Origin of the sequence: Sporosarcina koreensis (assembly GCF_042655825.1) — a bacterium.
Classification (GTDB): domain Bacteria; phylum Bacillota; class Bacilli; order Bacillales_A; family Planococcaceae; genus Sporosarcina; species Sporosarcina koreensis.
Genome location: NZ_JBHSNP010000010.1, coordinates 43211 through 66902, shown reverse-complemented (window position 1 = coordinate 66902; position 23692 = coordinate 43211). Strand labels below are relative to the sequence as shown.

The 23692-nt window shown below is 46.3% G+C and carries 24 protein-coding genes; 8 read left to right on the top strand and 16 right to left on the bottom strand.

All coding sequences use genetic code 11. The features are described from left to right. Nucleotides 1-128 precede the first annotated feature (128 nt). A complete protein-coding gene (locus tag ACFPTP_RS05455; protein WP_381442824.1) occupies nt 129-1361 on the top strand; it encodes an MFS transporter in 1233 nt (410 codons plus the stop codon). A 5-nt stretch (nt 1362-1366) separates the two neighbouring features. Here the strand turns inward: ACFPTP_RS05455 and ACFPTP_RS05450 are convergent, their stop codons facing one another. The 4 genes from ACFPTP_RS05450 to ACFPTP_RS05435 all read right to left on the bottom strand — a co-directional run bounded on the left by ACFPTP_RS05450 (nt 1367) and on the right by ACFPTP_RS05435 (nt 5208). Next, nucleotides 1367-2260 carry an AraC family transcriptional regulator gene (locus tag ACFPTP_RS05450; RefSeq protein WP_381442823.1) on the bottom strand — a complete coding sequence of 298 codons (894 nt, stop codon included), beginning with the start codon at nt 2258-2260 and terminating at the stop codon, nt 1367-1369. A 67-nt stretch (nt 2261-2327) separates the two neighbouring features. Beyond that, on the bottom strand, nt 2328-3950 hold the full coding sequence (locus ACFPTP_RS05445) for a hypothetical protein (protein ID WP_381442822.1): 1623 nt from the start codon (nt 3948-3950) through the stop codon (nt 2328-2330). Next, on the bottom strand, nt 3943-4491 hold the full coding sequence (locus ACFPTP_RS05440; protein ID WP_381442821.1) for a sigma-70 family RNA polymerase sigma factor: 549 nt from the start codon (nt 4489-4491) through the stop codon (nt 3943-3945). The genes ACFPTP_RS05445 and ACFPTP_RS05440 overlap by 8 nt, the downstream gene beginning before the upstream one ends. Before the next feature lie 102 nt (nt 4492-4593). Continuing rightward, nucleotides 4594-5208, bottom strand: coding sequence for an FMN-binding negative transcriptional regulator (locus ACFPTP_RS05435; RefSeq protein WP_381443115.1), 615 nt, complete (start codon nt 5206-5208; stop codon nt 4594-4596). Nucleotides 5209-5335: 127 nt separating this feature from the next. Between ACFPTP_RS05435 and ACFPTP_RS05430 the strand changes: the two genes are divergently transcribed. Together ACFPTP_RS05430 and ACFPTP_RS05425 are read left to right on the top strand one after the other, a co-directional pair. Further along, entirely contained in the window at nt 5336-6250 is a 915-nt protein-coding gene (locus ACFPTP_RS05430) for an ABC transporter ATP-binding protein (RefSeq protein WP_381442820.1), read from the top strand. Then, entirely contained in the window at nt 6250-7848 is a 1599-nt protein-coding gene (locus ACFPTP_RS05425; RefSeq protein WP_381442819.1) for an ABC transporter permease, read from the top strand. Before ACFPTP_RS05430 ends, ACFPTP_RS05425 begins: the two co-directional genes overlap by 1 nt. Nucleotides 7849-8058: 210 nt before the next feature. Here the strand turns inward: ACFPTP_RS05425 and ACFPTP_RS05420 are convergent, their stop codons facing one another. Together ACFPTP_RS05420 and ACFPTP_RS05415 are read right to left on the bottom strand one after the other, a co-directional pair. Then, nucleotides 8059-8448 carry a hypothetical protein gene (locus ACFPTP_RS05420; protein ID WP_381442818.1) on the bottom strand — a complete coding sequence of 130 codons (390 nt, stop codon included), beginning with the start codon at nt 8446-8448 and terminating at the stop codon, nt 8059-8061. Nucleotides 8449-8537: 89 nt separating this feature from the next. Beyond that, the gene (locus tag ACFPTP_RS05415) at nt 8538-9059 is read right to left on the bottom strand and encodes a nucleoside deaminase (protein ID WP_381442817.1); all 522 of its coding nucleotides are present in this window, start codon (nt 9057-9059) and stop codon (nt 8538-8540) included. Between the two features lie 159 nt (nt 9060-9218). Between ACFPTP_RS05415 and ACFPTP_RS05410 the strand changes: the two genes are divergently transcribed. Continuing rightward, nucleotides 9219-9722 (top strand): DinB family protein, encoded by a 504-nt coding sequence (locus ACFPTP_RS05410; RefSeq protein ID WP_381442816.1) that lies wholly within the window; start codon nt 9219-9221, stop codon nt 9720-9722. Between the two features lie 162 nt (nt 9723-9884). On the opposite strand, the gene ACFPTP_RS05405 is transcribed toward ACFPTP_RS05410, so the two are convergent. From ACFPTP_RS05405 to ACFPTP_RS05380, 6 genes are all read right to left on the bottom strand, one after another. Further along, nucleotides 9885-10292 (bottom strand): DUF1259 domain-containing protein, encoded by a 408-nt coding sequence (locus ACFPTP_RS05405; protein ID WP_381442815.1) that lies wholly within the window; start codon nt 10290-10292, stop codon nt 9885-9887. A 249-nt stretch (nt 10293-10541) separates the two neighbouring features. After that, a complete protein-coding gene (mprF, locus tag ACFPTP_RS05400; RefSeq protein WP_381442813.1) occupies nt 10542-13067 on the bottom strand; it encodes a bifunctional lysylphosphatidylglycerol flippase/synthetase MprF in 2526 nt (841 codons plus the stop codon). A gap of 278 nt (nt 13068-13345) precedes the next feature. Then, on the bottom strand, nt 13346-13834 hold the full coding sequence (locus ACFPTP_RS05395; protein WP_381442811.1) for a DinB family protein: 489 nt from the start codon (nt 13832-13834) through the stop codon (nt 13346-13348). 34 nt (nt 13835-13868) lie between these two features. After that, nucleotides 13869-14399, bottom strand: a complete 531-nt coding sequence (locus ACFPTP_RS05390) for a GNAT family N-acetyltransferase (protein WP_381442810.1) — start codon at nt 14397-14399, stop codon at nt 13869-13871. Between the two features lie 247 nt (nt 14400-14646). Continuing rightward, complete coding sequence (locus ACFPTP_RS05385) at nt 14647-15987, bottom strand: PQQ-dependent sugar dehydrogenase (protein ID WP_381442809.1); 1341 nt, start codon at nt 15985-15987, stop codon at nt 14647-14649. Nucleotides 15988-16017: 30 nt separating this feature from the next. Next, nucleotides 16018-16344 (bottom strand): hypothetical protein, encoded by a 327-nt coding sequence (locus ACFPTP_RS05380; RefSeq protein WP_381442807.1) that lies wholly within the window; start codon nt 16342-16344, stop codon nt 16018-16020. On the opposite strand from ACFPTP_RS05380, the gene ACFPTP_RS05375 reads away from it, so the two are divergent. Further along, the gene (locus tag ACFPTP_RS05375) at nt 16325-16696 is read left to right on the top strand and encodes a hypothetical protein (RefSeq protein WP_381442806.1); all 372 of its coding nucleotides are present in this window, start codon (nt 16325-16327) and stop codon (nt 16694-16696) included. The two genes, ACFPTP_RS05380 and ACFPTP_RS05375, sit on opposite strands and share 20 nt — an antisense overlap. Before the next feature lie 155 nt (nt 16697-16851). Here the strand turns inward: ACFPTP_RS05375 and ACFPTP_RS05370 are convergent, their stop codons facing one another. From ACFPTP_RS05370 to ahpC, 3 genes are all read right to left on the bottom strand, one after another. Further along, nucleotides 16852-17466: a superoxide dismutase family protein gene (locus ACFPTP_RS05370; RefSeq protein ID WP_381442804.1), complete on the bottom strand. Its 615-nt coding sequence runs from the start codon at nt 17464-17466 to the stop codon at nt 16852-16854. 200 nt (nt 17467-17666) lie between these two features. Beyond that, nucleotides 17667-19196 carry an alkyl hydroperoxide reductase subunit F gene (gene ahpF / locus ACFPTP_RS05365; protein ID WP_381442802.1) on the bottom strand — a complete coding sequence of 510 codons (1530 nt, stop codon included), beginning with the start codon at nt 19194-19196 and terminating at the stop codon, nt 17667-17669. Nucleotides 19197-19378: 182 nt separating this feature from the next. Beyond that, the gene (ahpC, locus tag ACFPTP_RS05360; RefSeq protein WP_381442801.1) at nt 19379-19948 is read right to left on the bottom strand and encodes an alkyl hydroperoxide reductase subunit C; all 570 of its coding nucleotides are present in this window, start codon (nt 19946-19948) and stop codon (nt 19379-19381) included. 603 nt (nt 19949-20551) lie between these two features. Between ahpC and ACFPTP_RS05355 the strand changes: the two genes are divergently transcribed. From ACFPTP_RS05355 to ACFPTP_RS05345, 3 genes are all read left to right on the top strand, one after another. Further along, nucleotides 20552-20935, top strand: coding sequence for a VOC family protein (locus ACFPTP_RS05355; protein WP_381442799.1), 384 nt, complete (start codon nt 20552-20554; stop codon nt 20933-20935). A gap of 218 nt (nt 20936-21153) precedes the next feature. Then, on the top strand, nt 21154-21501 hold the full coding sequence (locus ACFPTP_RS05350) for a PadR family transcriptional regulator (RefSeq protein ID WP_381442798.1): 348 nt from the start codon (nt 21154-21156) through the stop codon (nt 21499-21501). Further along, on the top strand, nt 21488-22495 hold the full coding sequence (locus ACFPTP_RS05345; protein WP_381442796.1) for an HAAS signaling domain-containing protein: 1008 nt from the start codon (nt 21488-21490) through the stop codon (nt 22493-22495). The genes ACFPTP_RS05350 and ACFPTP_RS05345 overlap by 14 nt, the downstream gene beginning before the upstream one ends. Before the next feature lie 201 nt (nt 22496-22696). Here the strand turns inward: ACFPTP_RS05345 and ACFPTP_RS05340 are convergent, their stop codons facing one another. Next, nucleotides 22697-23635, bottom strand: a complete 939-nt coding sequence (locus tag ACFPTP_RS05340) for an urea transporter (RefSeq protein WP_381442795.1) — start codon at nt 23633-23635, stop codon at nt 22697-22699. Between the last annotated feature and the right edge of the window lie 57 nt (nt 23636-23692).

Below are 23692 nucleotides of genomic sequence, written 5' to 3'. Positions count from 1 at the left end.
CTTCAACTGTCCTATTATAACGGAATTTGTGCGGAATGAAAAATGAATGTTTATTCCACATAAAAACCGCAAATTTGGAACAGATGCGAGGTAACCCTTTCCCTATAATCAAGTGGAGGGGGAAATTCATGCGTACAAACAATAGAAAAGATCCATATGCAGTTTACTTGTTCACATGCTTTTTATCGCAACTGTTTTTCACGTTCATCTTTACGGTGAATTTGCTATACCACGTGCAAGTCGTGAAGCTCGATCCGCTCCAGCTCGTTTTGGTCGGGACCGTCTTGGAGCTGACGGTTTTCCTGTTTGAAATCCCGACCGGCGTCGTAGCGGACATGAAAAGCCGTAAACTTTCACTCATCATCGGCTATTTCCTGATTGGTTTCGGCTTTATGGTCGAAGGGATCTTCCCTTTATTCGCCGCAGTCATCTTCTCGCAAATCGCATGGGGGATCGGGTATACGTTCACAAGCGGCGCCCAGCAGGCTTGGATTGCAGATGAGATCGGGGAAGAACGGGCATCGCTCGCATTTATTCGCGGTGCGAAGTTCGGCAAGCTTGGCCAAATCATCGCGATTCCGCTCAGCATCCTGACGGGTTATTTCATGATCAATTTACCGATCATCATCGGCGGCCTTTGCATGCTGGGACTCGCCATTTACATACTGTTTTTCATGGAGGAAAAGAATTTCAAACCTTTGCGATCGGGCGAAAGGGTTTCCGTGTGGAACAGCATGAAGGAGAATATGCAAAAAATCGTTGTTTATTCAAAAGCGAGCTTTGTCATGAGAATGCTGCTTCTGATCGCGTTATTCATCGGGTTGTACAGCGAAGGGTTCGACCGTTTATGGATGACGCACTTCATTGACGTATCCGCGTTGGCTTCCCTATCGAATGAAAAGCTAGTCCTGTTCATGGGCGGACTGCAATTCATCGTCGTCGTCCTTTCATTCACGGTGCTCCACTTTATGAACCGGAGCACGATCCATTCGAATTTGAGGCATATTTACATCGCCCTTTTCATCGGCAGTTCGCTTATTGCCGCGTCACTCATCGGGTTCGCACTCTCCGCCCTTGTCGTCAGTTTGCTCGTCTGTTACGTCGTGATCCAAGTGACAAGGCAAGTCATGTATCCGCTGGAGGACATTTGGTTGAATAAAATCATTCCGGACTCCTCAACAAGGGCGACATTCTTTTCGGTCAAAGGCCAAGTCGATGCCATCGGTCAAATTGGCGGCGGCCCGATTATTGGAGTGATCGCTTCACGGTTCGCTGTGAAAACGGCAATCATCGCAAGTGCCTGCTTCATCATGCCCGTTTTGTATCTCTATACGGTCGTTCTAAAAAAAGACAAAGCGTGATTCGTTCACACTTTGTCTTTTTCTTTAATTGGCACGTAAATTTCCATCGTGATTTTCTCATAAATCCAGTCATGGCAACGTTCATCGTAATACTCAAAATCATACCCCTGCTCATCGACTTCGTATGACGACTGCGGCAGCCAATCCTCGACGATGAATCTCCACGTCCCTTTGATGGCAGGGACAAACTTCTCCACATCTACCGGAGGAATCGTGAAAACTGCATACGTTGCGGGTTTTAGTTGCAGCTTCGTCAGCCCTTCCGGAAGCTGGGCATCCTCATCATCGCAATCGACGGCAAATAAATACGTGAACGTCCGATTCAGTTCCCGGTCATTCAGATTCACGCAATACTCGCCATGCTTTTTCGGGGACAGCTTTTCATACAACATCGTCTCGATCGCCTCTTCCGGCGCGATGCGCTGATGCCAGAAAGCCGGGGCATCCCTTGTGTAAAAGACGTTATCCATGCTACTTTCATAAATTTTCCCGGCAATCGTAAAGCCTTCCTTTCGCACAATCTTCGGCTGCATGACGATGCCGCCGACTTCCTTTTGACGCAGGTCCAGTAAATCCAGCTTAGGTGGCAATGAAGTCGGACAATGTTGCCGGTAAAGACTCGGCGGACTTCCGAAGACCCGTTTGAACGCTTTCGAAAAGCCCGAATGCGTTTCAAATCCATAGTCGAGAGCAATCTCAATCACTTTTTTCCCGTTCACCAACTCGAATAACGCGTGCTGCAGCTTCCTTTTCACGACATAATCCATAACGGTATAACCGATATGCTGATGAAAAATCCGATAAAAATGGAAGGGGGAGTACCCGGTCATTTTCGCTAATTCCTCAGGTTTGATCTCTTCCTTAATCCGGTCTTCGATCGTGTCGATGACCTTTTGCAATAATTGTATCTGTTGAATCGAAAACGCCCGCCTTTATGATCTGTTTGATTTTAATTATACGCGATCATTATTTTCTTACATACACATTTTCAATTTCCGTCCAGTCACCGAACGCATGGTAATCACCGTCAAACATATAATAGATTTTATTCACCTTCGGGCTCTTGAAAACCGCTTCATTCAACGCATCCATCAGCTCAGCTTTATCCTCCCATGATAAGGCACCGATCTTCTCCCCGAAATGTTGAAAGTCCACGACGGCAACTCCCTCATCATTAAGATACGCACCATTCAACATGCCCTTCAGCTTGCCTTGGAATAAATCCTCGCTTGCTAGAACGGTTTCAACTTCACTTTCAATCCGTATATCCCGCTCGCCGAATTCATCTACATCTATTGTGCTGCCATATTCGACATCCGTCAGCGCCGGCGCCTTCAGCTCAACAACTTGGAAGACTGAATCCTCCCCGCCTTCTTTCGGCAGCTGCCAGATGGCCATATTCCCGCGGATCGTAGGGAATTCACCTTCGCCGATGATCTTCGTTTCTTTCCGCACGAGTGAATACACATAGATTTGTTGACCACTTTCCCAAATCACGAAATCCTCACCGATATCGAAACTGTTAAGTTCCCCTTTGAACAGCTCGACTTCTTTCCTGCCGTACTCGACTGGCATCACGGCAAGCCTCGTTTTACTCGTCCCGGTCTTTTCCTGCCAAACGACATATTCATCGTTCACTTTCGGGAACATCATCTCAAACTTAGACCCCGCCCTTGAATCCACTTGTCGTTGTTCCAGCGAATACTTGACGAATTCATAGTTGTTGAAGTCGGACCAGACAAGATACTCATTTGAAATTTGTGGGTAGGTCTCCATATAGATGGTTTCATCCACAGTCACAAGTTCACGAGTATCCAAATCATACAATTGGATTTCCACTTTATCCTCCCCCGCCACAGGCTCCACCCATGTGAGCAGATTCCTGCGCGTGCCGAGGGAAAGCCGCGGATTCACGATATGCGGATTGCCATAGCCTTCGACCTGGTTGGAAGACCGGATTAGATTCCTCTCATTTGTATTCCGGTTAAAGGCATGGATTCGCCATTCATATTCGCCATCCACAGTCCCGGAGTCGACCCACGTTATCCAGTCATCGTTCACTTGCCCGTCGATCACTTCCCCAGCTACCTCTGATTGGAATGTTTCATCGAACCGTTCCGCTTTCAAATTGTACGTGAACAAGTCAAAGCCGTATGAGCCGGAATCCGGAACGTTGTCGCTTCCCGACCAGATGACCGTATGGCCATGGATATCTTGATAATGAACGTCCTTCTGTCCCGTCTCTATCGTGTAGCTCTTCCAGATGAAATTCTCCCTTCCCACCGTCTCATCCGGCGGCATCGTCACTGGTGGTTCGATGTCTTGCGGCTGTTCGGTTTCTTGCGACGGATCATTTGCGAAAAAGCCAAGCTCCTTCCCGGCTATGCCGCCCAAGATGACGAGAAACGCGCAAATGGAAATGGCCGTGAGGAATGTCGGCAATGGATTGAACCGTCGAACGGCGGGCGTACCGCTATTCATTTTCTTAATCCCGCTTCGGATCCTGCGCTTATCCTGCTCCGTGAAATAATTGTCCGGCGAAATGACTTTGTCAATTTTCTCATCCAGCCCTTTCAGCTTTTCATCCAATATCCTCACCTCTCTCCAAATACTCCAATGGCTTCCTCAGCTTCTCCCTCGCCCGATGCAGCCGCACCTTCACCGTACTTTCGCTTATCCCGAGGATCTCACTCACTTCTTTGATTGATAAATGCCGATAATAATAAAGCAGAATCACTTCCCTATATGGAATCGCCAACTTGAGGACATGATCGACGATCTGCTCACTGTCCTGCTTATCGATGACTTCATCGTCAGGTCCCCGCCGGTTTGATTTCAATAATTCCTTTATATTTTCCTGTACGGTCATCTTCCGCATATGCCAGCTCTTTAAGTGATCTTTACATTTATTAATCGCGATCGAATAGATCCACGTTTTCACCGACGATTTGCCCGCGAACGAATCAAGCTTGACGTAGACGGTTATGAATATTTCCTGCGTTATGTCTTCCGCCGCCGAATGATCTTTCGCGTATGTATACACAAGCCGCTTAACCTCTTCCCCGTATTTATCCATTAGAAGTTCGATTTTCTCATCCCTGCCTATTGCATCCAAATCCAACTGCTCCATGTCCTCCCCCCTTCCCCTACACGTTAGACGACGCTCGGCTTGAACCGGTTACAAATAAATGCCCGCCACCGACCCAATCCAAATTTGCGTCGGTGACAGGCTTCAAATTTTCCCTTTATCCATTCGTTCCGCCACTTGCCGCGACTGTGGATTTCCTTCATTTCGGAGCTTCTCGATGATGTTGCGGTAATCCGTTTCATTGCGATTTTGGCTTAATTTATAAGCTGCCTGGATCTCCTCGACTTTTATCTTAAATCCGACGATGCCTTTCAGTTCATTTTCTATAAGATTGGAAGAAAGCGTATCCCATAATACCGGATTTTCACGATGTCCCTCGTATTTTTCGAGCATGATCTTCAAGTCTTCAATTAATTCTTCCCTTGATAGAATACTTGCCTTTCCGTAAACATGGATTGCCTCGTAATTCCACGTCGGCACATTCTCGTGAGAGTACCAGGAAGAAGAAATATAAGCATGCGGTCCCTGGAACATAGCAAGAACATCGTCACTCGTTTCAAATGTCCGCCACTGCGGATTGCCATACGCCATATGCCCCGTAATGTAGAAATCCTCTCCTTGTTTCGTGAACCCGAAAGGCAAATGCGTTGCAATCGGTTTGCCTTTTTTTGTCGTGACAAGCGTGCCAAAAGAGTTCTTCTGGATAAAATCGCGGATTTCATTCGTATCTGTGACTTTGAAGTATTTTGGAATATACATATGATTCATTCCCTCTGTACGTATTTTCATTTTGTTTCCACTACTCGTCATATTATAATATCAATTATTCCAAGTTTCTGTCATTCGTACAAGGGTTCATCAAAAACTTTGCAATAGGGGGAGAAACATGAACGTATTGGAAGTAAGACATGTAACGAAGACGTTTGGGAAGTTCACAGCATTGGATGATGTGAATTTTACGATTGGCAGCGGCGAGGTTTTCGGGTTTATTGGACCTAACGGGGCGGGAAAATCTACTGCCATTCGGATAGCGCTTGGTATTTTAAAAGCGACTGAAGGGGAAGTGAAAGTATTTGGCAAGGATGCTTGGACTGATGCGGTTGAAATTCATAAGAGATTGGCCTATGTACCAGGTGACGTCAATCTATGGCCGAATTTAACGGGCGGAGAAGTCATTGACTTGTTTGTTTCATTGCGGGGAACGACTAGTAAAAGCAGAAGAGAAGAATTGATTAAAAGATTCGATTTGGATCCTACGAAGAAATGCCGCACGTATTCCAAGGGGAACCGGCAAAAGGTTGCGCTTATCGCGGCATTTTCATCGGATGCTGATTTGTATATTTTGGATGAACCCACTTCAGGGCTGGATCCGTTGATGGAAAAAGTTTTTCAGGAATGTGTGATGGAGATGAAGAACAGCGGGAAAAGTGTACTGCTTTCCAGTCATATCCTTTCCGAAGTGGAGAAATTATGTGACCGGGTCGGTATCATCCGTCAGGGGCAAATCATTGAAACTGGAACGTTGAACGAACTCCGCCACTTGACCCGGACACATATACTCGTTGAGACAAAGCAGCCCATTTCAGCGTTGCGTGAATTACGAGGGGTCCATGAAATAGAGGAAACGGAACGAGGGTTGTCCTTCCAAATTGATACGGAAGAGCTGGATGCTGCAATTCGGCATATTAGTCAGTTCGGCATTGTGAAATTGGAAAGTGCGCCCCCGACACTTGAGGATTTATTCATGCGTCATTATGAGCGGAAGGACACGTCGGCCAGGAAGCTGGGAGGTGTCCTCTGATGGGGCAGAACATCTTTGCCAATACAGGGCGGCTGTCCCGGTTTATCCTTCGCCTTGATCGAATAAGGATTCCACTATGGATCATCGGATTAGCGATATTCACGCTCATCGTCCCGCCCGCTTTTGACAACTTCTATGAAACAGAGCAGGACAAAGCAGCGATTACGGAAACGATGGCGAATCCAGCCATGATTGCCATGGTAGGCCCAGCTGACCTGGAGAATTATACAACAGGCGTCATGACGGCCCATCAAATGTTACTCATTACGGCAATCATTGTCGGTTTAATGGCCATTTTGCTTGTCACCCGCCACACGAGAGCGGACGAAGAAGATGGTCGTCTGGAACTGATCCGTTCTTTGCCGGCAGGGCGCCTCGCCTACTTAAATGCTGCTTTATTCGTTTCGTGCGGAGCTTTTATTGCGTTAGCCTTATGTATAGGATTTGGGTTATATGCACTTGGAATTGAAAGTATGGATTTGGAAGGTTCCTTGCTGTATGGTGCCATTTTAGGTGGGACGGGATTCGTTTTTTCAGGCGTGACAGCGATATTTGCCCAGCTTTCCGAAAGTTCACGCGGAACGGTCGGCTGGTCGGTTGCCGTACTCATTTTCGCCTACCTATTCCGGGCAGTCACCGATGTAAGCAATGAAGCCATGTCGTGGCTTTCACCATTGGGATGGGTGACGAAAGCAGAAGTTTATTCATCCAATCATTGGGGACCGGTCGTCGTCATGCTTGTTGTTTCGTTCCTACTCTTTATCGCTGCGAATTTCCTGAATAGCATTCGTGATCTGGAACAGGGATTCATCCCATCCAAGCCAGGTAAAAGATACGCTTCGCGCTTTTTGCAAAGTCCCATCGGCCTGGCATTCCGACTGCAGCGGACAGGGTTTTTCGCATGGGCAATCGGCTTGTTTATACTAGGGGCGTCCTATGGGTCTATTTTCGGTGATTTGGAAGCATTTTTTGTGGGAAATGAAACGTTTCAACAAATGTTGCAACAAGCTGAAGGCGCTTCCCTCGTGGAGCAATTCATTCCAATGTTAATGATCGTCCTTTCACTCATTGCCACAGTTCCACCCGTTCTGGCAATGAATAAACTTCGCGGCGAGGAGAAAAAGAACCGCCTGGACCATTTATTGGGTAGAGCTGTATCAAGGATGCGGCTCATCGGATCCTATGCAGTCCTCGCGGTGGTGAACGGTTTTGTCATGATTTCGGCAAGTGCCCTCGGGCTATGGTCCGCTGCCACAGCGGTTATGGAGGATGGGCTTGAATTCGGAATGGTTTACAAGGCGGCCATCGTCTTTTATCCGGCCATGCTTGTGATGATTGGGATTACTGCATTCCTGATCGGATTTCTGCCAAGGCTGACCCAATTGATTTGGATGTACATCCTTTATTCATTCTTCGTGTTATATGTAGGGAACTTGATTCAATTTCCGGATTGGGTCGGGCAGCTCTCACCATATGGGCACGTTCCACAAGTGCCGATTGAGGACGCGGCATTTATGCCGTTATTCTTATTAAGCAGTCTTGCGGTCGGGTTATTGGTCACCGGCGTTACCGGCTTTCGAAAACGTGATTTGCAATGAAGTAGTCTGAATTGTTTTGGTGCCTGTGCAACAACCAATTATGACTATTCATTGTAAGTTATATTAATACAAGAAGAAGCCAACCTGTTGTTGACTTGGTTGGCTTCGTCATTTTATTTATGCAATTGCAGTGTATTTGCTGAATAGTGTGTCGCACGGGCACCCACACAATTCAACTTATTTAATGTTCTCGATGAATTTGTATTCTCTTTAAGATGGATTCGGCTTTCTCTCCAATATCCCAATAAAGTTTTTCCTGTGAGCGAACAACAAATAGCCAAGGGCAAGGACAAGTAGGATAGCTAGAAGAAGCAATGAATGGTCGAGGAACAGGTGGAGTAAGAAGATGTTTACAACAATTGGTGATAAAACTGCAATTGCCAGTGGGATGAATTGATTGGTTAACAGCAAGATTCCGCATATGATTTCCAATGATTTTTCTGCGATCAATAGGTGTTTGAATTCGAATAATGCCATCGCTTCGGCGCTCGTTGCGATGAATGGCTCCAGTCCGAAGATGACAAAATAGCCGTTAATTCCCGCGACTAAGAAAACGATCCCTAAAAACAGCCTGCTGCCGTGCAATAATCCTTTTGCCAACTTGCACACCTCATCTCCTTGCTGAATTAAGTATATTGTCATTCATTATACGAATAGGGAATCGGCTAAATGATGGCGAAATCGGTCTGTTAGATTTCTCCTCCCTCATGAATCGCGCTCCGCAAATTGCTAACGTGATTCGTGTTCCTCTCCCATTGACGCATAAGCTCAAGTTGCCTATTTTTCAAATCCGCATCCGGTTCTGCAATCATTTCGATTTTATTAAATTTCGCTTCGAAAATAGCTGCGTCATTCATCTTCTGGAAGGCGCCAAACCCCAAATCATCATTCAGCAGCCAGACAACCCTTTGTATTTTCGCAAGCAGAATACCACCCGTACACATTGGACACGGCTCCAATGAACTGTAGAGGGTGAATGTTTTGTTATGTATCTTGGCGTCAAAGATGGCTTCTCCCGCTTCGCGAATCACCTTGATTTCCGCATGCGCCGTAGCGTCCTTATTCGTATGCACACGATTTCGGCCCTGTGCAATTACGTTGAATTTGTCATCCACGAGGATCGCTCCTACAGGATACGTATTCTCCCTGAGAGCATGCTCCGCTTCGTCCAAGGCCATTTGCAAGAAAGCTCTATCTGCGTCAGTAATCATCTTCAATCGACTCCTTTTAAAAGGATATCTTCTGCATCTATTCTAGTAACTCCTCCCTGGCACCTAAACAATTTAAGGGAACGGTAGGCGGAAATAAAGGAGTTCCCTGTCCCATTCACGAATTATAGATAGGACGCTCAAAAAAAGGGGGATAATTATATGTTTACAACGACTAAAGATTTTCTTATTCATTGGGGACATGAAAGTAATTCAACACAGAAACTACTCGATACGTTAACAGATGAATCACTACAGACGGAGGTTACACCTGAAGACCGCACACTCGGTCGCATTGCTTGGCATATTGTGACAACACTCGGTGAAATGATGTCGCGCACAGGCCTTCAGTTTGAGGCAACGGACCACAACTTACCCGTTCCGGAAACTGCGTCTGAAATTGCCGAAGCCTATCGCACGTCCAATGAAGCGATGATTGCCGCAATCAAAGAACAATGGACGGACGAATCTCTTGCAGAAGTAAAAGAGATGTATGGAGAGCAATGGTCAGTTGGTACTGTACTCGGTATTTTAACGGCTCATCAAACACACCATCGTGGGCAAATGACAGTACTCATGCGCCAAGCTGGGTTACGCGTAATTGGAGTGTATGGTCCCGCCCGAGAAGAATGGGCGGCGTTCGGCGCTCCTGCACCAACAGTGTAACAACAGGTGCCTGTGCAACAGGTATTTATGACAATTCACTGAAGTGAATATAAATGCAAAAAAAGCCAACCAAATATGGTTGGTTTCTTTATTGCATTATTCAATTGCAGTGTATTTACTGAGTTGTTTGCCGCGCAGGCACCCACACAATTCCCACACAATTTACCCGGAAACGGGTGGACTGCTCAAAAACCGGAAGGAGTACGCCATTTTTCTTGCAAAATCGAGAGGCGGTTCGACGGACTGGATGTGTATATATATAATTGTTGGGTTCGTAAATACCCAGTGGTTATGCAATGCACTGACGATGAGGCCTTGGTTTGTCAATGAGTGCGTGAATGCCGGGATTTCTTCTTGCAAGATAGCGATTTCCGCCAAATTCAACGCTACCCCATTTTGATCGAGCGATTCGAATAGCACATCGGCGGGTACGACGGATGTGCTCGGTTTCCCTTGAACGGTCGCCTTGAACGCCCGATGTAACGATACAGTACAAACGCCTTTTTCCACCTTGCTTTTGCCATGCAGAATTTCTCCGAACTGCTTGCATATCGTATCCATTTGAACCATACAATCCGATTCTCCTTTTCCCTATAGTAATTTTTCGCACCTCCTTTATCTTACGAAGCGAGGCGGCATCCGGTGCCTAATTTCGGTGCCTGTGCACCACACATTTATGACAATTCAATAAAAGTAATATAAATACAGAAAGAAGCCAACCAAAGATTGATATGGTTGACTTCTTCATTTTTTTTATTCAATTGTAGTGCATTGTCTGAATTGTTTGCCGCACAGGCACCCAAACAATTCTCACACGATTCATCTTCGCTTGCCGATTAGTAATGTGATTTGGGCCATGGTGAATGTTAATGAAGATTTTTTTCGATAGGCGACATACTTGGATTCCCAGAAATCTGCGTATTTCTGCTTGAAGTTTTTCAATCCCTTGAAATGATAGAAATACTGGCCGTGCAAGAAGATTTGGGCCGCCACTTTTTCACTGACGAATGAATACTTGGACCGACCGACATTTGACAACGGCGACATTCCGATATTGAATATGCGATAGCCCTTTGCTTTTGCCCATTCGAATAGAGATAAGAAAATGAAGTCCATCGTTCCATTCGGCGCTTCCGGTTTAAAACGCATGAGGTCAACAGAAATCCGCTCGCCGTTATCGTACATCGGCATAAGACTGGCAAACCCCAGAATCCTCTCCGCATCCCGGAGGACTGCAATTTCTGATGTGTTCAAGTAATCCCGATCGAAAAACCCAAGCGAAAAGCCTTTCTCTGCTCTTCCTTGCAGCCACTTCACCGACACTTCTTCCAATTCATCCATGACGTCTGACGAATAGGGAGGGCTCAATAATTCGACGGAGTAATTTTCCCGTTCAAACTTATTTTTAACCGCTCTGCTTCCCTTCATCTTCTTTCCGGCAAATGTGAACTGCTCCAAATCGACATAGGCTTCCTCGCCCAATTTGAAAAACCCGAATCCATACTCGTGCAAGGAAGCCAGGATTTTATTGTTCACCTCGTAAAACACAGGGGTATAACCATACAGATCCGCCCACTCCAAAAACTCTTCCATGGCGGATGGAAAATCCGATACCCTTCCTACCGGATTTCCAAGCACCACAATTTTATCCGCATAGGTTTGATAAGTAAATAAAACACTCTCTTCTTTATTCCAATAAACGTATTTGTCATGCAGAAAGATCAGATGGGAAAACTCTGTCCCCTTATACGTCAGAAGATGAAGCTTAATTTTTTCCTCCTCGTCAATCGAAGAAAGCATTTCCATCTTCTTTGGCTTGTGAATGTAGTGGCCAATAAAAAGAATGGCAAAAGCAATAACAATCCCGATGAGAGCACTGTAAAACAAGTCACGGGAATCCGTGATGATCAAATCGTTCAGCGCAGTCGGAATACGAAACTTGGATGAAGGCATATTCAAATAACCGATGAATACATACATTCCAGTTATGATGGCCACGACAGCCAAGTCAAAAAGGGCAATGCCCCACGTTACGACATAACTTGCCCGGTAAAACTGACGTTTGGATGCCAAGAGCAATCCCATTACAATGAGCAGGAAAATGGCTTCCTCATAATCAAAACCTTTGAAAATCGAGAACAGCGCCGCGCTGATCAACACAACAATGGTGAGGTGAAACGTCCTTTTCACTCTTGAATTGATTCCCCTGCATAAGCCTAACAGAACGAAACCGGCCGCCACCGTCAATTGGTGGGAGACATTCATAATGGGAGAGGATATGAATTCCTGAGTAATTCTGAGACGGCTGAACACGCCAGGAACAGCTGCGGATAGCAACAGCACAATCCCTGCGACGAATACGAATACCGTTACGAGCATATGGCTAAGTTTTTGAACAATAACCGTCGGAACGTCATCCCACGAACGATTCCACTGTTCCCAATACCTTTTTACAAATAAAAGGGTCGAGGCCAGGAATGGCAGGATGAAATAACCCATCCGATACAAAATGAGCAGGAACAGCACTTTTTCATCGGCAATCCCCAAACTTTGTGTTCCCCATAGGAAAACAAGGTCAAACGAGCCAAGCCCTCCGGGAATCAAACTGGCAATCCCCGCACAGGCGGCAATCAAGAAAATTGGGATCAGCGCCGATAGTCCGATCGGAATCTCTAACAAAATAGTCAGCATCCAAATCACTAAAAAAACGCAAACCCATTCAAGCACTGAAGCGAGCACGAGCCGAACAGCCATGTTGGAATTCAGAGAAGGCGCATCCGCTTTCCGATAGCGGGTCATAAAAATGCCGATGAAAACCGGAAAATATAAACTAACCGCCACGACCGCAATCAACAGCCATTTCGTCTCTTGCAGCAACGGAAAATCACGATAAAAGAAAACGATAATCCACGCCAACAATGAAATCCCAGTTAAGTAAAACAAGGTGACAGAAGCAATGTTTTTCAACACGCCTTCCTTCTCTTCCTTATACTCCGAATAAAAATAACTGCGAAGCATGACACCGACAAGACCGCCAAAGCCGATCAGATTCGAAAACGTATTGGCAATGAAGGAATTACGTAAAATGCTCCGGGTCCTCATTTTTATTCCCAATACTTTAACGAGAATTACGTCATAATATAGCATAGGTGCGATCGCGCAAAAAGAAACGACAACGATAAGTGCAAGTTCCCAAGGCTGCAATTGTGCCATTTCCGTCCGGAGCATCTCGATATTTGTTCCACGCACCGTCTTTTGAATTTCAAAAACGGCCAGCGCCAAGAGCACAAGCGGAAACAATACCTTCAGAACACTAAACACCTGCTCCTTCCTTACCTTGAACAATCACATCACCAACTTCCAAATAATCTCCCCTACCATTGTAGTACCCCACAACGAAAGAAAAAACCACAAAGTTTAATTCCGAGTTCTTCCAAGACGGTGCTATCCAAACCGGTGCCCAAAAGCGGTGCCTGTGCAGCACACATTTATGACAATTCAAACCTAGTGATATATATACATAAAGAAGCCGACCAAATAATTGATTTGGATGGCTTCCTCAATTTTTTCATACAATTGTAGTGCATTATCTGAATTGTGTGCTGCACAGGCACCCAAACAATTCAGTTATCAACCCGATGCGGGATTAGCCCCCGACCGATTGCGTTAGGGGAAACCGGCTTCTTCCCAATCTCCCTTGCCCATACCGACAGTTGTCCGATATGATGGATTTCATGTGCAATCATATGCCGCATGACCTCGCCCCAGGCATCTGTCACGATACGACCATCGGGCATCGTTTCCTGCAGCAGATTATGCTCCATGCTCTCCTCCCAATTCCGGACAAACTCCTCCACTTCAGGCTTGAACCGCGCATCCAGCTCCCGCACTCTCTGAAGGCTTTTAAAATCCTCAAAGTTCTCCTGAAAATCCGGTTTTCCCTGCAACAGGCGGATCCAGCTCCACTCCACATCGATAATGTGGAATAATGTCTCTAAAATGCTGCCCACCCCACCGGTCCGGGTTCGGAGCAACTCTTTTTCCTCGACCTCTTCACACCAGCGATACCAATCCTCTCTGACTTGCCAATTGTACGCAAAAAACGTTTTCAAACGGCACCCTCCCTATAGTCGGTAATCAACCTCATTAATTTTTCAAAACCGAAAATACGCGTGCATCGTGCGATTGTCCATTTTGGAAAAGATAACTGCGAAGGATTCCCTCTTGTTCAAACCCGTGCTTTTCCAATAAACTGATGGATGCCACATTATCCATGAAAGTGACGGCCCCCATACGGTTCAGGCCTAATTCTTTAAATGAATATTGCAATACCGCTTCCAATGCCTCCGATGTCATACCGGTTCGCCAAAAATCCGGATGGATCTCAAATCCGACTTCCGCCCGCTTCATTCCTTTGGAAAGGTTATTCAAACCGATCGTCCCCGCGAAACGGTTATCTTCTTTTCGAATCATAGCCCAACGAATTCCATGCCCTGCTGAATAAACATTTCTGAAATGTTCAACCATCTCTTCCGCTGCCGCCAGTTCAGTCATCGGATCCCTTCCGTAATACCGTATCACTGCCGGATTTGATAAGTTATCGAATAAGCCCTCGGCATGCTCCATTTTCACTTCGACAAGACGCAGCCGTTCTGTTTCCAATTCAGGAAATTTCATCACAAACGCCCCCCTTCTTTCGTTATAGAATAGCACAATATTTCCAATTGTCATTAAGAATTTAACGGAATTTAACGGTGCCTGTGCACCACACATTTATGACAATTCAACGAGATTTATATAAATACAAAAAGAAGCCAACGAAAGATTGATAACGTTGACCCCTTCATTTAATTTATGCAATTGTAGTGCATAATCTGAATTGTGTGCTGCACAGGCACCCATACAATTCCCACACAATTCCCCATCAGCTTCGGTCAATTTTCCAAATGACGCCTGTGCCTGGGGCAGCGGTGGCTCCTGAGAATTGGCCGAAATCGAGGACATAGAGCGCGCCATTTGCGTCGAACACCGCGTCGATCGGCCGTTCGAATCCGCCGCCATTTGTCATGGAGGCCACCATTCCCGTTCGATTGATTGCAAAGGGGTATACTTGCCCCGACGTCATATCGATTCGGGAGATGCGATGCCCGACAAGCGGCAGTGGTTTCCCTCCCGTCGTGCCAGGTGCATTCGCCCCGAACTCCGCAATGAATACGTCCCCGATTGGAGCAAAGGATGAGTTTTCATTAAAACTGAAACCCATTGTTGCAGAATGGGCCGGGAAGCTTGCGACCGGATATGGCGGCTGCATCGGATGTTCCGCCAATAAGAAAGTCGGCTGCGGTTTTCCTTCAGGTCGGAATTGCGGCATCGTCACCGGCAACCCTCCGGTAAAGTCCGGAAACCCGTACCAGTATCCTGGCCGGATCCACTGAAATTCATCCGGTGAGTTCGCAACCGGACGGCTTCCCCGCACATCCATCCCATGGTTCGCGGCAAACAGCCGATTATATCTGTCAAACCTTAGCCTGAACGGGTTCCGCAATCCCCATGCCACCAACTCCAGCTCCGACCCATCCGGGTTTGCCCGCAATATGCTGCCGCTTGCGCGAGTGACTCCATCGACAACTTGCCCCGGATAGGTCTCCACCCCAAAAGGTACATAGGCACCGGTCGTCTGCACCCGGTCCTGGTAGTCTTTCAAAAATCCGGATGCTTGATAATTCTCGCCCGCAAGCGTGATCCGGCCGCCGGGATAATCATGAAAGAACGGATGCGCTTTCACCCAACCGTTATCCTTGCCAACCACCCCGCTATTCGTCGCGGTCCCTTGGCCAAAATACATCTTCCCGTCCGGCCCAAAAACGACCCGGTTGTTATGATGGTCGCCATTGCTCGGCAGCCCTTCGATGATGTCCTTTTTCTTCCCATCAGGCTGGATGATCGTCACGTAACGCCGATGCGCAACGTAAATAATCCCTTCATGTTCCGTAATTCCCGTCAACGGAGGATGAAATCCATCCGCTATGACAGTGAAACCTTGTTCCGTCAGCCTCAAAACCTTTCCATTCCCGTCCGTTATTCCCGCATCGGCGACGAGCATTTCACCTTTACTTGTAAACGTCAAATTGATAGGTGCAGTTAAACCGGTCGCAAACACTTCGACCTTATAGCCAGGCGGCAATAGGATATCTTCAGGCGCCAATTTTCGTTGCGGCAATCGTTGTTCATTCGGACGGGATTGTTCCCGGACATTTTCAGCCATAGACGTCTATCCCCTCTCCCCTTTTCCTTATTACTCTATTCCAACGTCCACCTTTCCGGCACCTCGGAACCCGCACGGAAAAGTGACTTGGCCAATAAAATAAAGATAAAGCTTGTTTACAAAAAGGAGAGAGACCATGCCTTTCACGACATCACTCCCATCGCATCCAAAATACATCCACCGTATTCTTAAGCGATGGCGACCGACGAAAAGACTGCTCTTCATGGCATTGATGGCAGCACTGACAGCCATTTTACAAGCAGCAGGCGGATTGCTGCCCGCCATCGGATTTGCCATCAGCCCCTTCGCCACCGCCCCCATCATGATCGTCGCCCTCATGTCGCTACGCTCAGGCATCTTCACCTATATCTTAACGATCCTTTTATTACTCTCACTGCAGCCGAGCGAGTTGCTCATCTTCCCTTTCACAACGGGGCTGCTCGGTCTAGGGTTAGGCTGGACACTTCGCAAACTGAATAAGCGACTGCACGTCGTCCTCACAAACGCACTCCTACTATGCATCGGCATTTGCATCCCCTTATACGCACTCGGCTTTCCCGTCTTCGGCCCAACCGTCTCCTCATCATTCAACCCAATCACCCTGCTCCTCATCCTCGCATTCACCCTGCTCTACAGCTGGATCTGGACAGCACTCAGCCTCTACATCCTCCGCAAAATCAAACCCATCCTCCAAGCGGTGCCTGTGTAAGACACATTTATGACAATTCAATGAGACTTATATAAATACAAACAGAAGCCAACGAGGGTTGATTACGTTGGCTTCTTGATTTATTTTATACAATTGTAGTTCATAATCTGAATTGTTTACTGCACAGGCACCCGAAAGATTCTGAATACTCCACATCACTCCACGACGCCGCATGCGATGCGGTCGCCGGAGTTTCCGGATGGTTGGGTTTTTCCGTCGTCTGCTTCAGCGTGGATGACGAGGGATGTGCCGCCTTCATGGTATAGGGAATTTTCCTCTCCGGCCAATAATGTTAGGTTTTCAACAAAGAATTCTTCCTTCACAGTACCATCCGGCCCGACTTCCAAGTTCGGCAAGTCGCCGGCATGCGGACCGTCTTCGTGGTCAAGTCCGTGGCTCGCATCTGTCGGATTGAAATGTCCTCCCGCAGACTCAAAATCCGGCGCTTCGCAGACCCCTTTTTCGTGGAAATGAAAACCGTGTAAGCCTTCAGGCAAATTCTCCGCTTCCACCATGATCCGCAACGCGTCCTCTTCCTCGGTCAATTCCGCCGTTCCGACCGGCTTTCCGTTGCCGTCCATCAGATTGACTTTCACAGATGGCAATTTCTCATCCTCGACTAAATCCAATTCAACCGGGTCAGTAGTCTTCCCCTCATCGACCGCGCCATCTTCCGCTTCATCTGGAGCCGAGTCATTCTTCCCATCGGCGCATGCTGCGAAAACAAAAGCACAGGCAAGAATCATTGTAAGCGAAATCCATTTTTTCATTTCCACACGCTCCCTCTAGTAAAGTATTGACACCTATACAATTCACTATTTTGTGTGCCATAAAACTAGATTCACGTAAAAGAGCCCTTACCGACCACCTAAAATGGGACGTATTGACAACAAACCGAGCAGGAATTCCTATAAAAAAGAACAGGTCCATTTTCAGACCTGTTCCTTTGCACTCTATGAATGTTCCTTAATTAATTCCGAACGAGATAATCAAACGCGCCCAATGATGCAGTCGCGCCTGCACCCATGGAAATAATGATCTGCTTGAACGGGCTATCCGTGCAGTCTCCTGCAGCAAATACGCCAGGGACATTCGTCGCGCCGCGTTTGTCGACAAGGATCTCGCCGAATTTATTGCGCTCAACAGAATCGCCTAGCCAATCCGTGTTCGGCACAAGACCGATTTGGACAAACACACCAGCTAGCTCGATATGCTTTTCTTCACCGGACTCGCGCTCAATATACGTGATGCCGTTTACGTTGTCCGTACCGGTAATCTCTTTCGTCTGAGCATTTGTAATGACTTTGACATTCGGCAAGCTGTGCAGACGCTCTTGAAGTACGGAATCCGCCTTCAACTCGTCGTTGAATTCAAGAACAGTTACGTGGTTGACGATACCCGCAAGGTCGATTGCCGCCTCGACACCGGAGTTCCCACCGCCGACAACTGCAACGTCTTTTCCTTCGAATAAAGGACCGTCACAGTGAGGGCAATACGCAACGCCTTTATTCCTGAACTCGGCTTCTCCAGGAACGCCGATATTTCTCCAGCGTGCACCTGTTGAAAGGATGACGGATTTACTCTTCAGGACAGCACCGTTTTCCAATTCGATTTCAATGAGATCTTTCTTCTCCAAACGCTTCGCACGAACCAAATTCATCACGTCGATTTTATAATCTTTCACGTGCTCTTCAAGGCTAGCCGCTAGTTTTGGACCTTCCGTGCGGTTCACGCTAATGAAGTTCTCGATTGCAGCCGTATCCAAGATCTGACCGCCAAAACGCTCAGCGACAATTCCAGTGCGAATCCCTTTACGTGCCGCGTAGATTGCCGCACTTGCACCCGCTGGACCGCCGCCAACAACAAGGACGTCAAACGGATCTTTATCTGCAAATTCCGATGCATCCGGGCCGCCGCCCAATTCTGCAAGGATCTCTTCGATTGTCTTACGGCCGTTCGTGAATGGCTCGCCATTCAAGTAAACCGTCGGGACAGCAAGAATGTTTTTGCTTTCGACTTCTTCTTTATACGCCGCGCCGTCAATCATCGTGTGTGAAATGTTAGGGTTCAACACACTCATAAGGTTAAGTGCCTGTACAACCTCAGGGCAGTTTTGACAGCTCAAGCTAATATAGGATTCAAAGTGGAGCTTGTCCTCAATTTTCTTCACTTGCTCGATCACTTTCTCATCCACTTTTGGCGCTCTTCCGCTCACTTGCAATAAAGCGAGCACCAATGAAGTGAATTCGTGTCCAAGTGGGATGCCTGCGAATACAACGCCTGTATCCTCACCTATGCGGTTGACGCTGAAGCTTGGCGTTCTTTCCAACTCGGCATGCTCCACTTTAATGCGTGATGACATGGTCGCCAGTTCATCCACAAGTGACGTCATCTCGCGCGACACCTTATCTTCTCCAGCGCTTACTTTCAGAAGGATATCGCCTTCCATTAATTCAAGATATTGAGCTAATTGTTGTTTTATATCTGCATCTAAAATCATGTAATCTACTCCTTAACTTGTATTTTCCCATAGAAAACTCGGCATGATTGCCTTAGATATTGAATCGAAAAAAACGCAAATTCAGTTCAATATCTAAGACATCAGCCGAAAATATTCAAAAATAAAGGGAGCCCCTATCCCTTAAAGGAAGGGGGCCGCCCCCGATTTTCGCTATCGCGAAATTAAATTTTACCTACAAGGTCAAGGCTAGGTTTAAGGGTTTCTTCGCCCTCTTTCCATTTTGCAGGGCAAACTTCGCCTGGATTGTTGCGCACGTATTGTGCAGCTTTGATTTTGTCGACAAGCGTGCTTGCGTCGCGACCGATTCCGCCAGCATTGATTTCAACTGTTTGCACAACACCGTCTGGATCGATGATGAACGTACCGCGATCTGCTAGGCCTGCTTCTTCGTCCAGTACGTCGAAGTTGCGGGAAATCGTTTGTGAAGGGTCACCGATCATAATATACTCAAGTTTGCTGATCGTCTCAGAGTGATCGTGCCAAGCTTTATGTGTAAAGTGCGTGTCCGTAGAAACGGAATAAACTTCAGCACCTAGCTCTTTAAGAGTTGCATATTGATCTTGAAGATCTCCAAGCTCAGTTGGGCAAACGAATGTGAAGTCTGCCGGGTAGAAGCAAACGATGCTCCATTTACCTTTTAGGCTCTCATCAGTTACCTCGATGAATTCGCCTGTACCGCTATGGTAAGCTTGCGCTTTGAATGGTAGTATTTCTTTTCCGATTAGAGACATAAAAAAATTCCTCCTAGTGTGATTTTTCATAGTTAGTCTAGGTAATTTCATCAAAACCTAAACCGCAGCAAGAATTATGTTGCACTCTCAACCGCTTAACTATAATAATTCTAATTACATACTCATTATCATATAGAACCACCCTTTTGTCAACAGATACACTTTTGTCCACCAGAAACCCTTATACATCATGTTTTAGGGATAATCCATCCTTATCGATTCCATATTATTTACAGGATAATAAGATTTTCACCCCAACCTTTAATTCTCAATTACCTTTCTACGTTATCGATTATTTAATATTTAAAATATAATGAATACATACAATATAATAAAATCTCCCAGAATGCCTTTTGCGATGCTTTTTTTGCGGTGCCTGTGCAGCACACATTTATGACAATTCAACATTAGTCATATCAATACAGGAAGAAGCCAACCATGTCTTGATTTGGTTGGCTTCTTGATTTCTCTTATGCAATTGTAGTGCATTATCTGAATAGTGTGCTGCACAGGCACCCACACAATTCCCAAACAATTTAGAAGGGGATTTTGGGGATTTGTTGAATTGTTACTATAAGAAATGAGCAAAGGAGTGGAATGGCAATGAATTCAATCGCTTCCCCTATCGCCAGCAAGGTGAACAATGTTTTTATCCACGTCAGCAACTTGGAGAAATCTGCAGAATGGTATAGCAACCTACTCGGATTACCTTTTTCAGCGGAGAACGTTTCATCTCCTGTTTACAACATCCCCGTCACATCCGAAACCGGGCTCACTTTGGACGATCACACTTTCGATCCCGGTTTCACGCTTAAGCCTTCCGATCATGTATTGTTTAACTTCTTCGTCAATGATATTGATGAAGCTTACGATTTTATTCAAAACAAAGGCATCACAATTGTTAAGGAAATTGAGCGTATTGGTGATTTTGCTTATTTCAACTTTCAAGATTTGGACGGAAACGTATTAATGATCTGCAATTGCTGAATGGCAATTAGGCTGTTCACTTTCGCGGTCTCGTTTGAATGAAATTTAAAATGCATAATCGGAAACCCCTCTCAAGACAATTACTGTACTTGAGAGGGGTTTTTCACTGCCCACTGCGAATGGCTATTACATTCCCTCTCCAATTATTTACACTTCCCTATTGTTGGCGGAATCATAATACTGTATGATGCATAGTATATAAAGACGAGGTGACAACTATGGAGCCATTATTAGAATCATTCGCGACAGAATTAAGAAGAGGAACGTTGACGCTTGCTGTATTGAGTCAATTGCGGACACCTCAATATGGATATTCATTAGTCCAACGTCTTGAGAAGGCAGGCGTAGCCATTGAGCAAAGCACGTTATACCCGCTGCTTCGCCGATTAGAGAAACAGGAACTGCTAACGAGCAGTTGGGACACGACGGAAAGCAGACCCCGAAAGTATTACGTAATGAGTGAGTACGGCAGTGAAATTTATGAGCAGTTGAAAAAGGAATGGGAAACGATGACTACGGAACTGAAAACATTATTGGAAGGAGATGAATTTGATGAAACTGATTGATGCCTATATATATGAAGTGACGCGAAGACTACCGGAAAAATCACGGAATGATATCGCCCTTGAGCTCAGATCCACGATCGAAGATATGCTGCCCGATAATTTCACAGAGGATGAAGTAAAGGAAGCCCTTTTGAAACTTGGCGATCCCGCGCGTCTAGCCGCAAGCTATCGCGATACACCGATGCATTTGATCGGCCCGAAAGTCTACGATGCTTATATATGGACGATGAAAATGATCATCCCATGGGCGATCTTTATTACCGCCCTAGTCCATGTCGTGGAAACGATTGTCCTTTTTTCAGGAGAAGAAAGCATACTCTCTGTCGTAATAAAAAGCCTCGGCATTATCATCGGCAATGTCATAAATGTGCTCATTCAAACGTTTTTTTGGGTGACTATCACATTTGTTTTCATTGAAAGAATCGGCATGGCAAAAAGCACCGGCTCCCTTACAGCGTACGGGACTGATTGGTCTCCCGAACAATTGAGGCATGTCCATGTCATTTCGAAGAAAAAGGCGATTCCACTGGGTGAGGCGGTTTTTGGTCTGGTCTGGATTGCAATTTGGCTCGTTTTTTATTTCAATGCGAACCATCTTGCGGGCGTCTATCGATCAATAGATGGTGAAGGGCTCCAATTGGTGATGCCGGCTCTTAATCAATCGGTATTGATGTCCTACCTGCCCATCGTTTTACCAATCGCTCTGCTTGAAATAGGAGTAGCGCTCTATAAATGGAAGGAACGACAGTGGACAATGAGGCTTGTAACCATAAATGCTGTCATAAAAGTCATCAGCTTGATTGTCTTCATGATCATTACCCTCAACCCTTCCCTTATCAACGAAGCAATGATTCCTTATTTGGCAAATTTACTAGAAATCAATTCGTCTTCCGTTCAGAATTTCATCGATTGGGCGGTGTGGACGATCATCGTCACCCTCATCGTGACCGTGGCTATCGAAATCTACGACAGCTACCGAAAAGCGAAAGCATAATTGTGCCTGAATTGTATCGGTGCCTGTGCACCACGCATTTATGACAATTCAGCAAAAGTCATATAAATACAGAAAGAAGCCAACCAAGTCTTGATTTGGTTGGCTTCTTGATTTTTCTTATACAATTGTAGTGCATTATCTGAATAGTTTGCTGCACAGGCACCCAAACAACTCCGGAACAATTCAAACAATTGAGCCCTATCATGCGTGCCGCATCATCATCCGTGCACCTATAAAAATCGAAGTACTCAGGGCGAACGGCATCGTCAAGGCCGGTAATCCGAACGGCAAAAGTACGGTATCGACACTTCCAATAAACACAACTGTTAAAACGCAAGCAATTATCGCACCGAATAGCGAGAGCCGGTTCACCCCATCCCGGAAAACGACACCGACAGCGATTGCCGTCAAAATAGCATTATAGCCGTACAGCCCCGCATCGATGAGCGAATGTTCACCACCAAGCATGTATGCGGTAAACATGCCGATGAAATTACCGGCTAGCGCATACAGCCCCTTCTGCCAGTCCGCAATGAAGATTGCTAAAAAGAGCAACACCCCCGCAACAATGCCCTGCAGAAAGAAGATTTGGCCGGCTCCGTCAAGAAAAGCACCTAACCAATGGATCTCGCCGGCAATTTCCAGCTTCCAATGCGATACATTTTGCGGCATTAATTCGTCCGTCAATGAAAATGTTTCGAATCGATACGAGGACAACATCAACAGCCATGTCGTCACGATGTATGGAAATGTCAATGTCGGCAAACCGGCAGGCTGCAGAAATCTCATCACCGAAGCAGTAAATGCAGCCGAAATGACAGCACCGAATAAAGCAATCCCCCAACTTAAAGGTCCTTCCAGAAACAGATAGAGCGCCATCCCTGTCAACATGGGATTATATCCATACAGCCCCCGTTCAACACTTGACGGATTCCCGCCGCCAAAGCGTCCGATTAGCGTTCCGATAGCAGCTGAAAGGAACGCCATCAAACCAAGCTGTATGGAGGTAATTGAGATTGCAGTTAATATGAGCAGGCCTGTCACCCAGTTTTCGATGAGAAGCACTTGGGAGATGCCTTTCATCGTTGCCAAAAGGAAAGGAAATCTCTTTCCGCTTACTTCAGTTCCGCCGATTCCCATGCCAATGCTCCCCTCTTTCCCATTTTTCGTTCTCATACCCTAAGACGAAACATCGTA

What these genes read in the sequence shown, in the direction of transcription:
- ACFPTP_RS05380 (WP_381442807.1), bottom strand. Translation starts at nt 16,344, where the DNA reads ATGCCTGAGCGTAGCGACATGAGGGCGACGATCATGATGGGGGCGGTG.
- ahpF (WP_381442802.1), bottom strand. Translation starts at nt 19,196, where the DNA reads ATGATTTTAGATGCAGATATAAAACAACAATTAGCTCAATATCTTGAA.
- ACFPTP_RS05345 (WP_381442796.1), top strand. Translation starts at nt 21,488, where the DNA reads ATGAAACTGATTGATGCCTATATATATGAAGTGACGCGAAGACTACCG.
- ACFPTP_RS05390 (WP_381442810.1), bottom strand. Translation starts at nt 14,399, where the DNA reads ATGAAATTTCCTGAATTGGAAACAGAACGGCTGCGTCTTGTCGAAGTG.
- ACFPTP_RS05410 (WP_381442816.1), top strand. Translation starts at nt 9,219, where the DNA reads ATGTTTACAACGACTAAAGATTTTCTTATTCATTGGGGACATGAAAGT.
- ACFPTP_RS05340 (WP_381442795.1), bottom strand. Translation starts at nt 23,635, where the DNA reads ATGGGAATCGGCGGAACTGAAGTAAGCGGAAAGAGATTTCCTTTCCTT.
- ACFPTP_RS05455 (WP_381442824.1), top strand. Translation starts at nt 129, where the DNA reads ATGCGTACAAACAATAGAAAAGATCCATATGCAGTTTACTTGTTCACA.
- ACFPTP_RS05405 (WP_381442815.1), bottom strand. Translation starts at nt 10,292, where the DNA reads ATGGTTCAAATGGATACGATATGCAAGCAGTTCGGAGAAATTCTGCAT.
- ACFPTP_RS05415 (WP_381442817.1), bottom strand. Translation starts at nt 9,059, where the DNA reads ATGATTACTGACGCAGATAGAGCTTTCTTGCAAATGGCCTTGGACGAA.
- ACFPTP_RS05355 (WP_381442799.1), top strand. Translation starts at nt 20,552, where the DNA reads ATGAATTCAATCGCTTCCCCTATCGCCAGCAAGGTGAACAATGTTTTT.
- ACFPTP_RS05440 (WP_381442821.1), bottom strand. Translation starts at nt 4,491, where the DNA reads ATGGAGCAGTTGGATTTGGATGCAATAGGCAGGGATGAGAAAATCGAA.
- ACFPTP_RS05430 (WP_381442820.1), top strand. Translation starts at nt 5,336, where the DNA reads ATGAACGTATTGGAAGTAAGACATGTAACGAAGACGTTTGGGAAGTTC.
- ACFPTP_RS05425 (WP_381442819.1), top strand. Translation starts at nt 6,250, where the DNA reads ATGGGGCAGAACATCTTTGCCAATACAGGGCGGCTGTCCCGGTTTATC.
- ACFPTP_RS05435 (WP_381443115.1), bottom strand. Translation starts at nt 5,208, where the DNA reads ATGTATATTCCAAAATACTTCAAAGTCACAGATACGAATGAAATCCGC.
- ACFPTP_RS05375 (WP_381442806.1), top strand. Translation starts at nt 16,325, where the DNA reads ATGTCGCTACGCTCAGGCATCTTCACCTATATCTTAACGATCCTTTTA.
- ACFPTP_RS05385 (WP_381442809.1), bottom strand. Translation starts at nt 15,987, where the DNA reads ATGGCTGAAAATGTCCGGGAACAATCCCGTCCGAATGAACAACGATTG.
- ACFPTP_RS05370 (WP_381442804.1), bottom strand. Translation starts at nt 17,466, where the DNA reads ATGAAAAAATGGATTTCGCTTACAATGATTCTTGCCTGTGCTTTTGTT.
- ACFPTP_RS05350 (WP_381442798.1), top strand. Translation starts at nt 21,154, where the DNA reads ATGGAGCCATTATTAGAATCATTCGCGACAGAATTAAGAAGAGGAACG.
- ahpC (WP_381442801.1), bottom strand. Translation starts at nt 19,948, where the DNA reads ATGTCTCTAATCGGAAAAGAAATACTACCATTCAAAGCGCAAGCTTAC.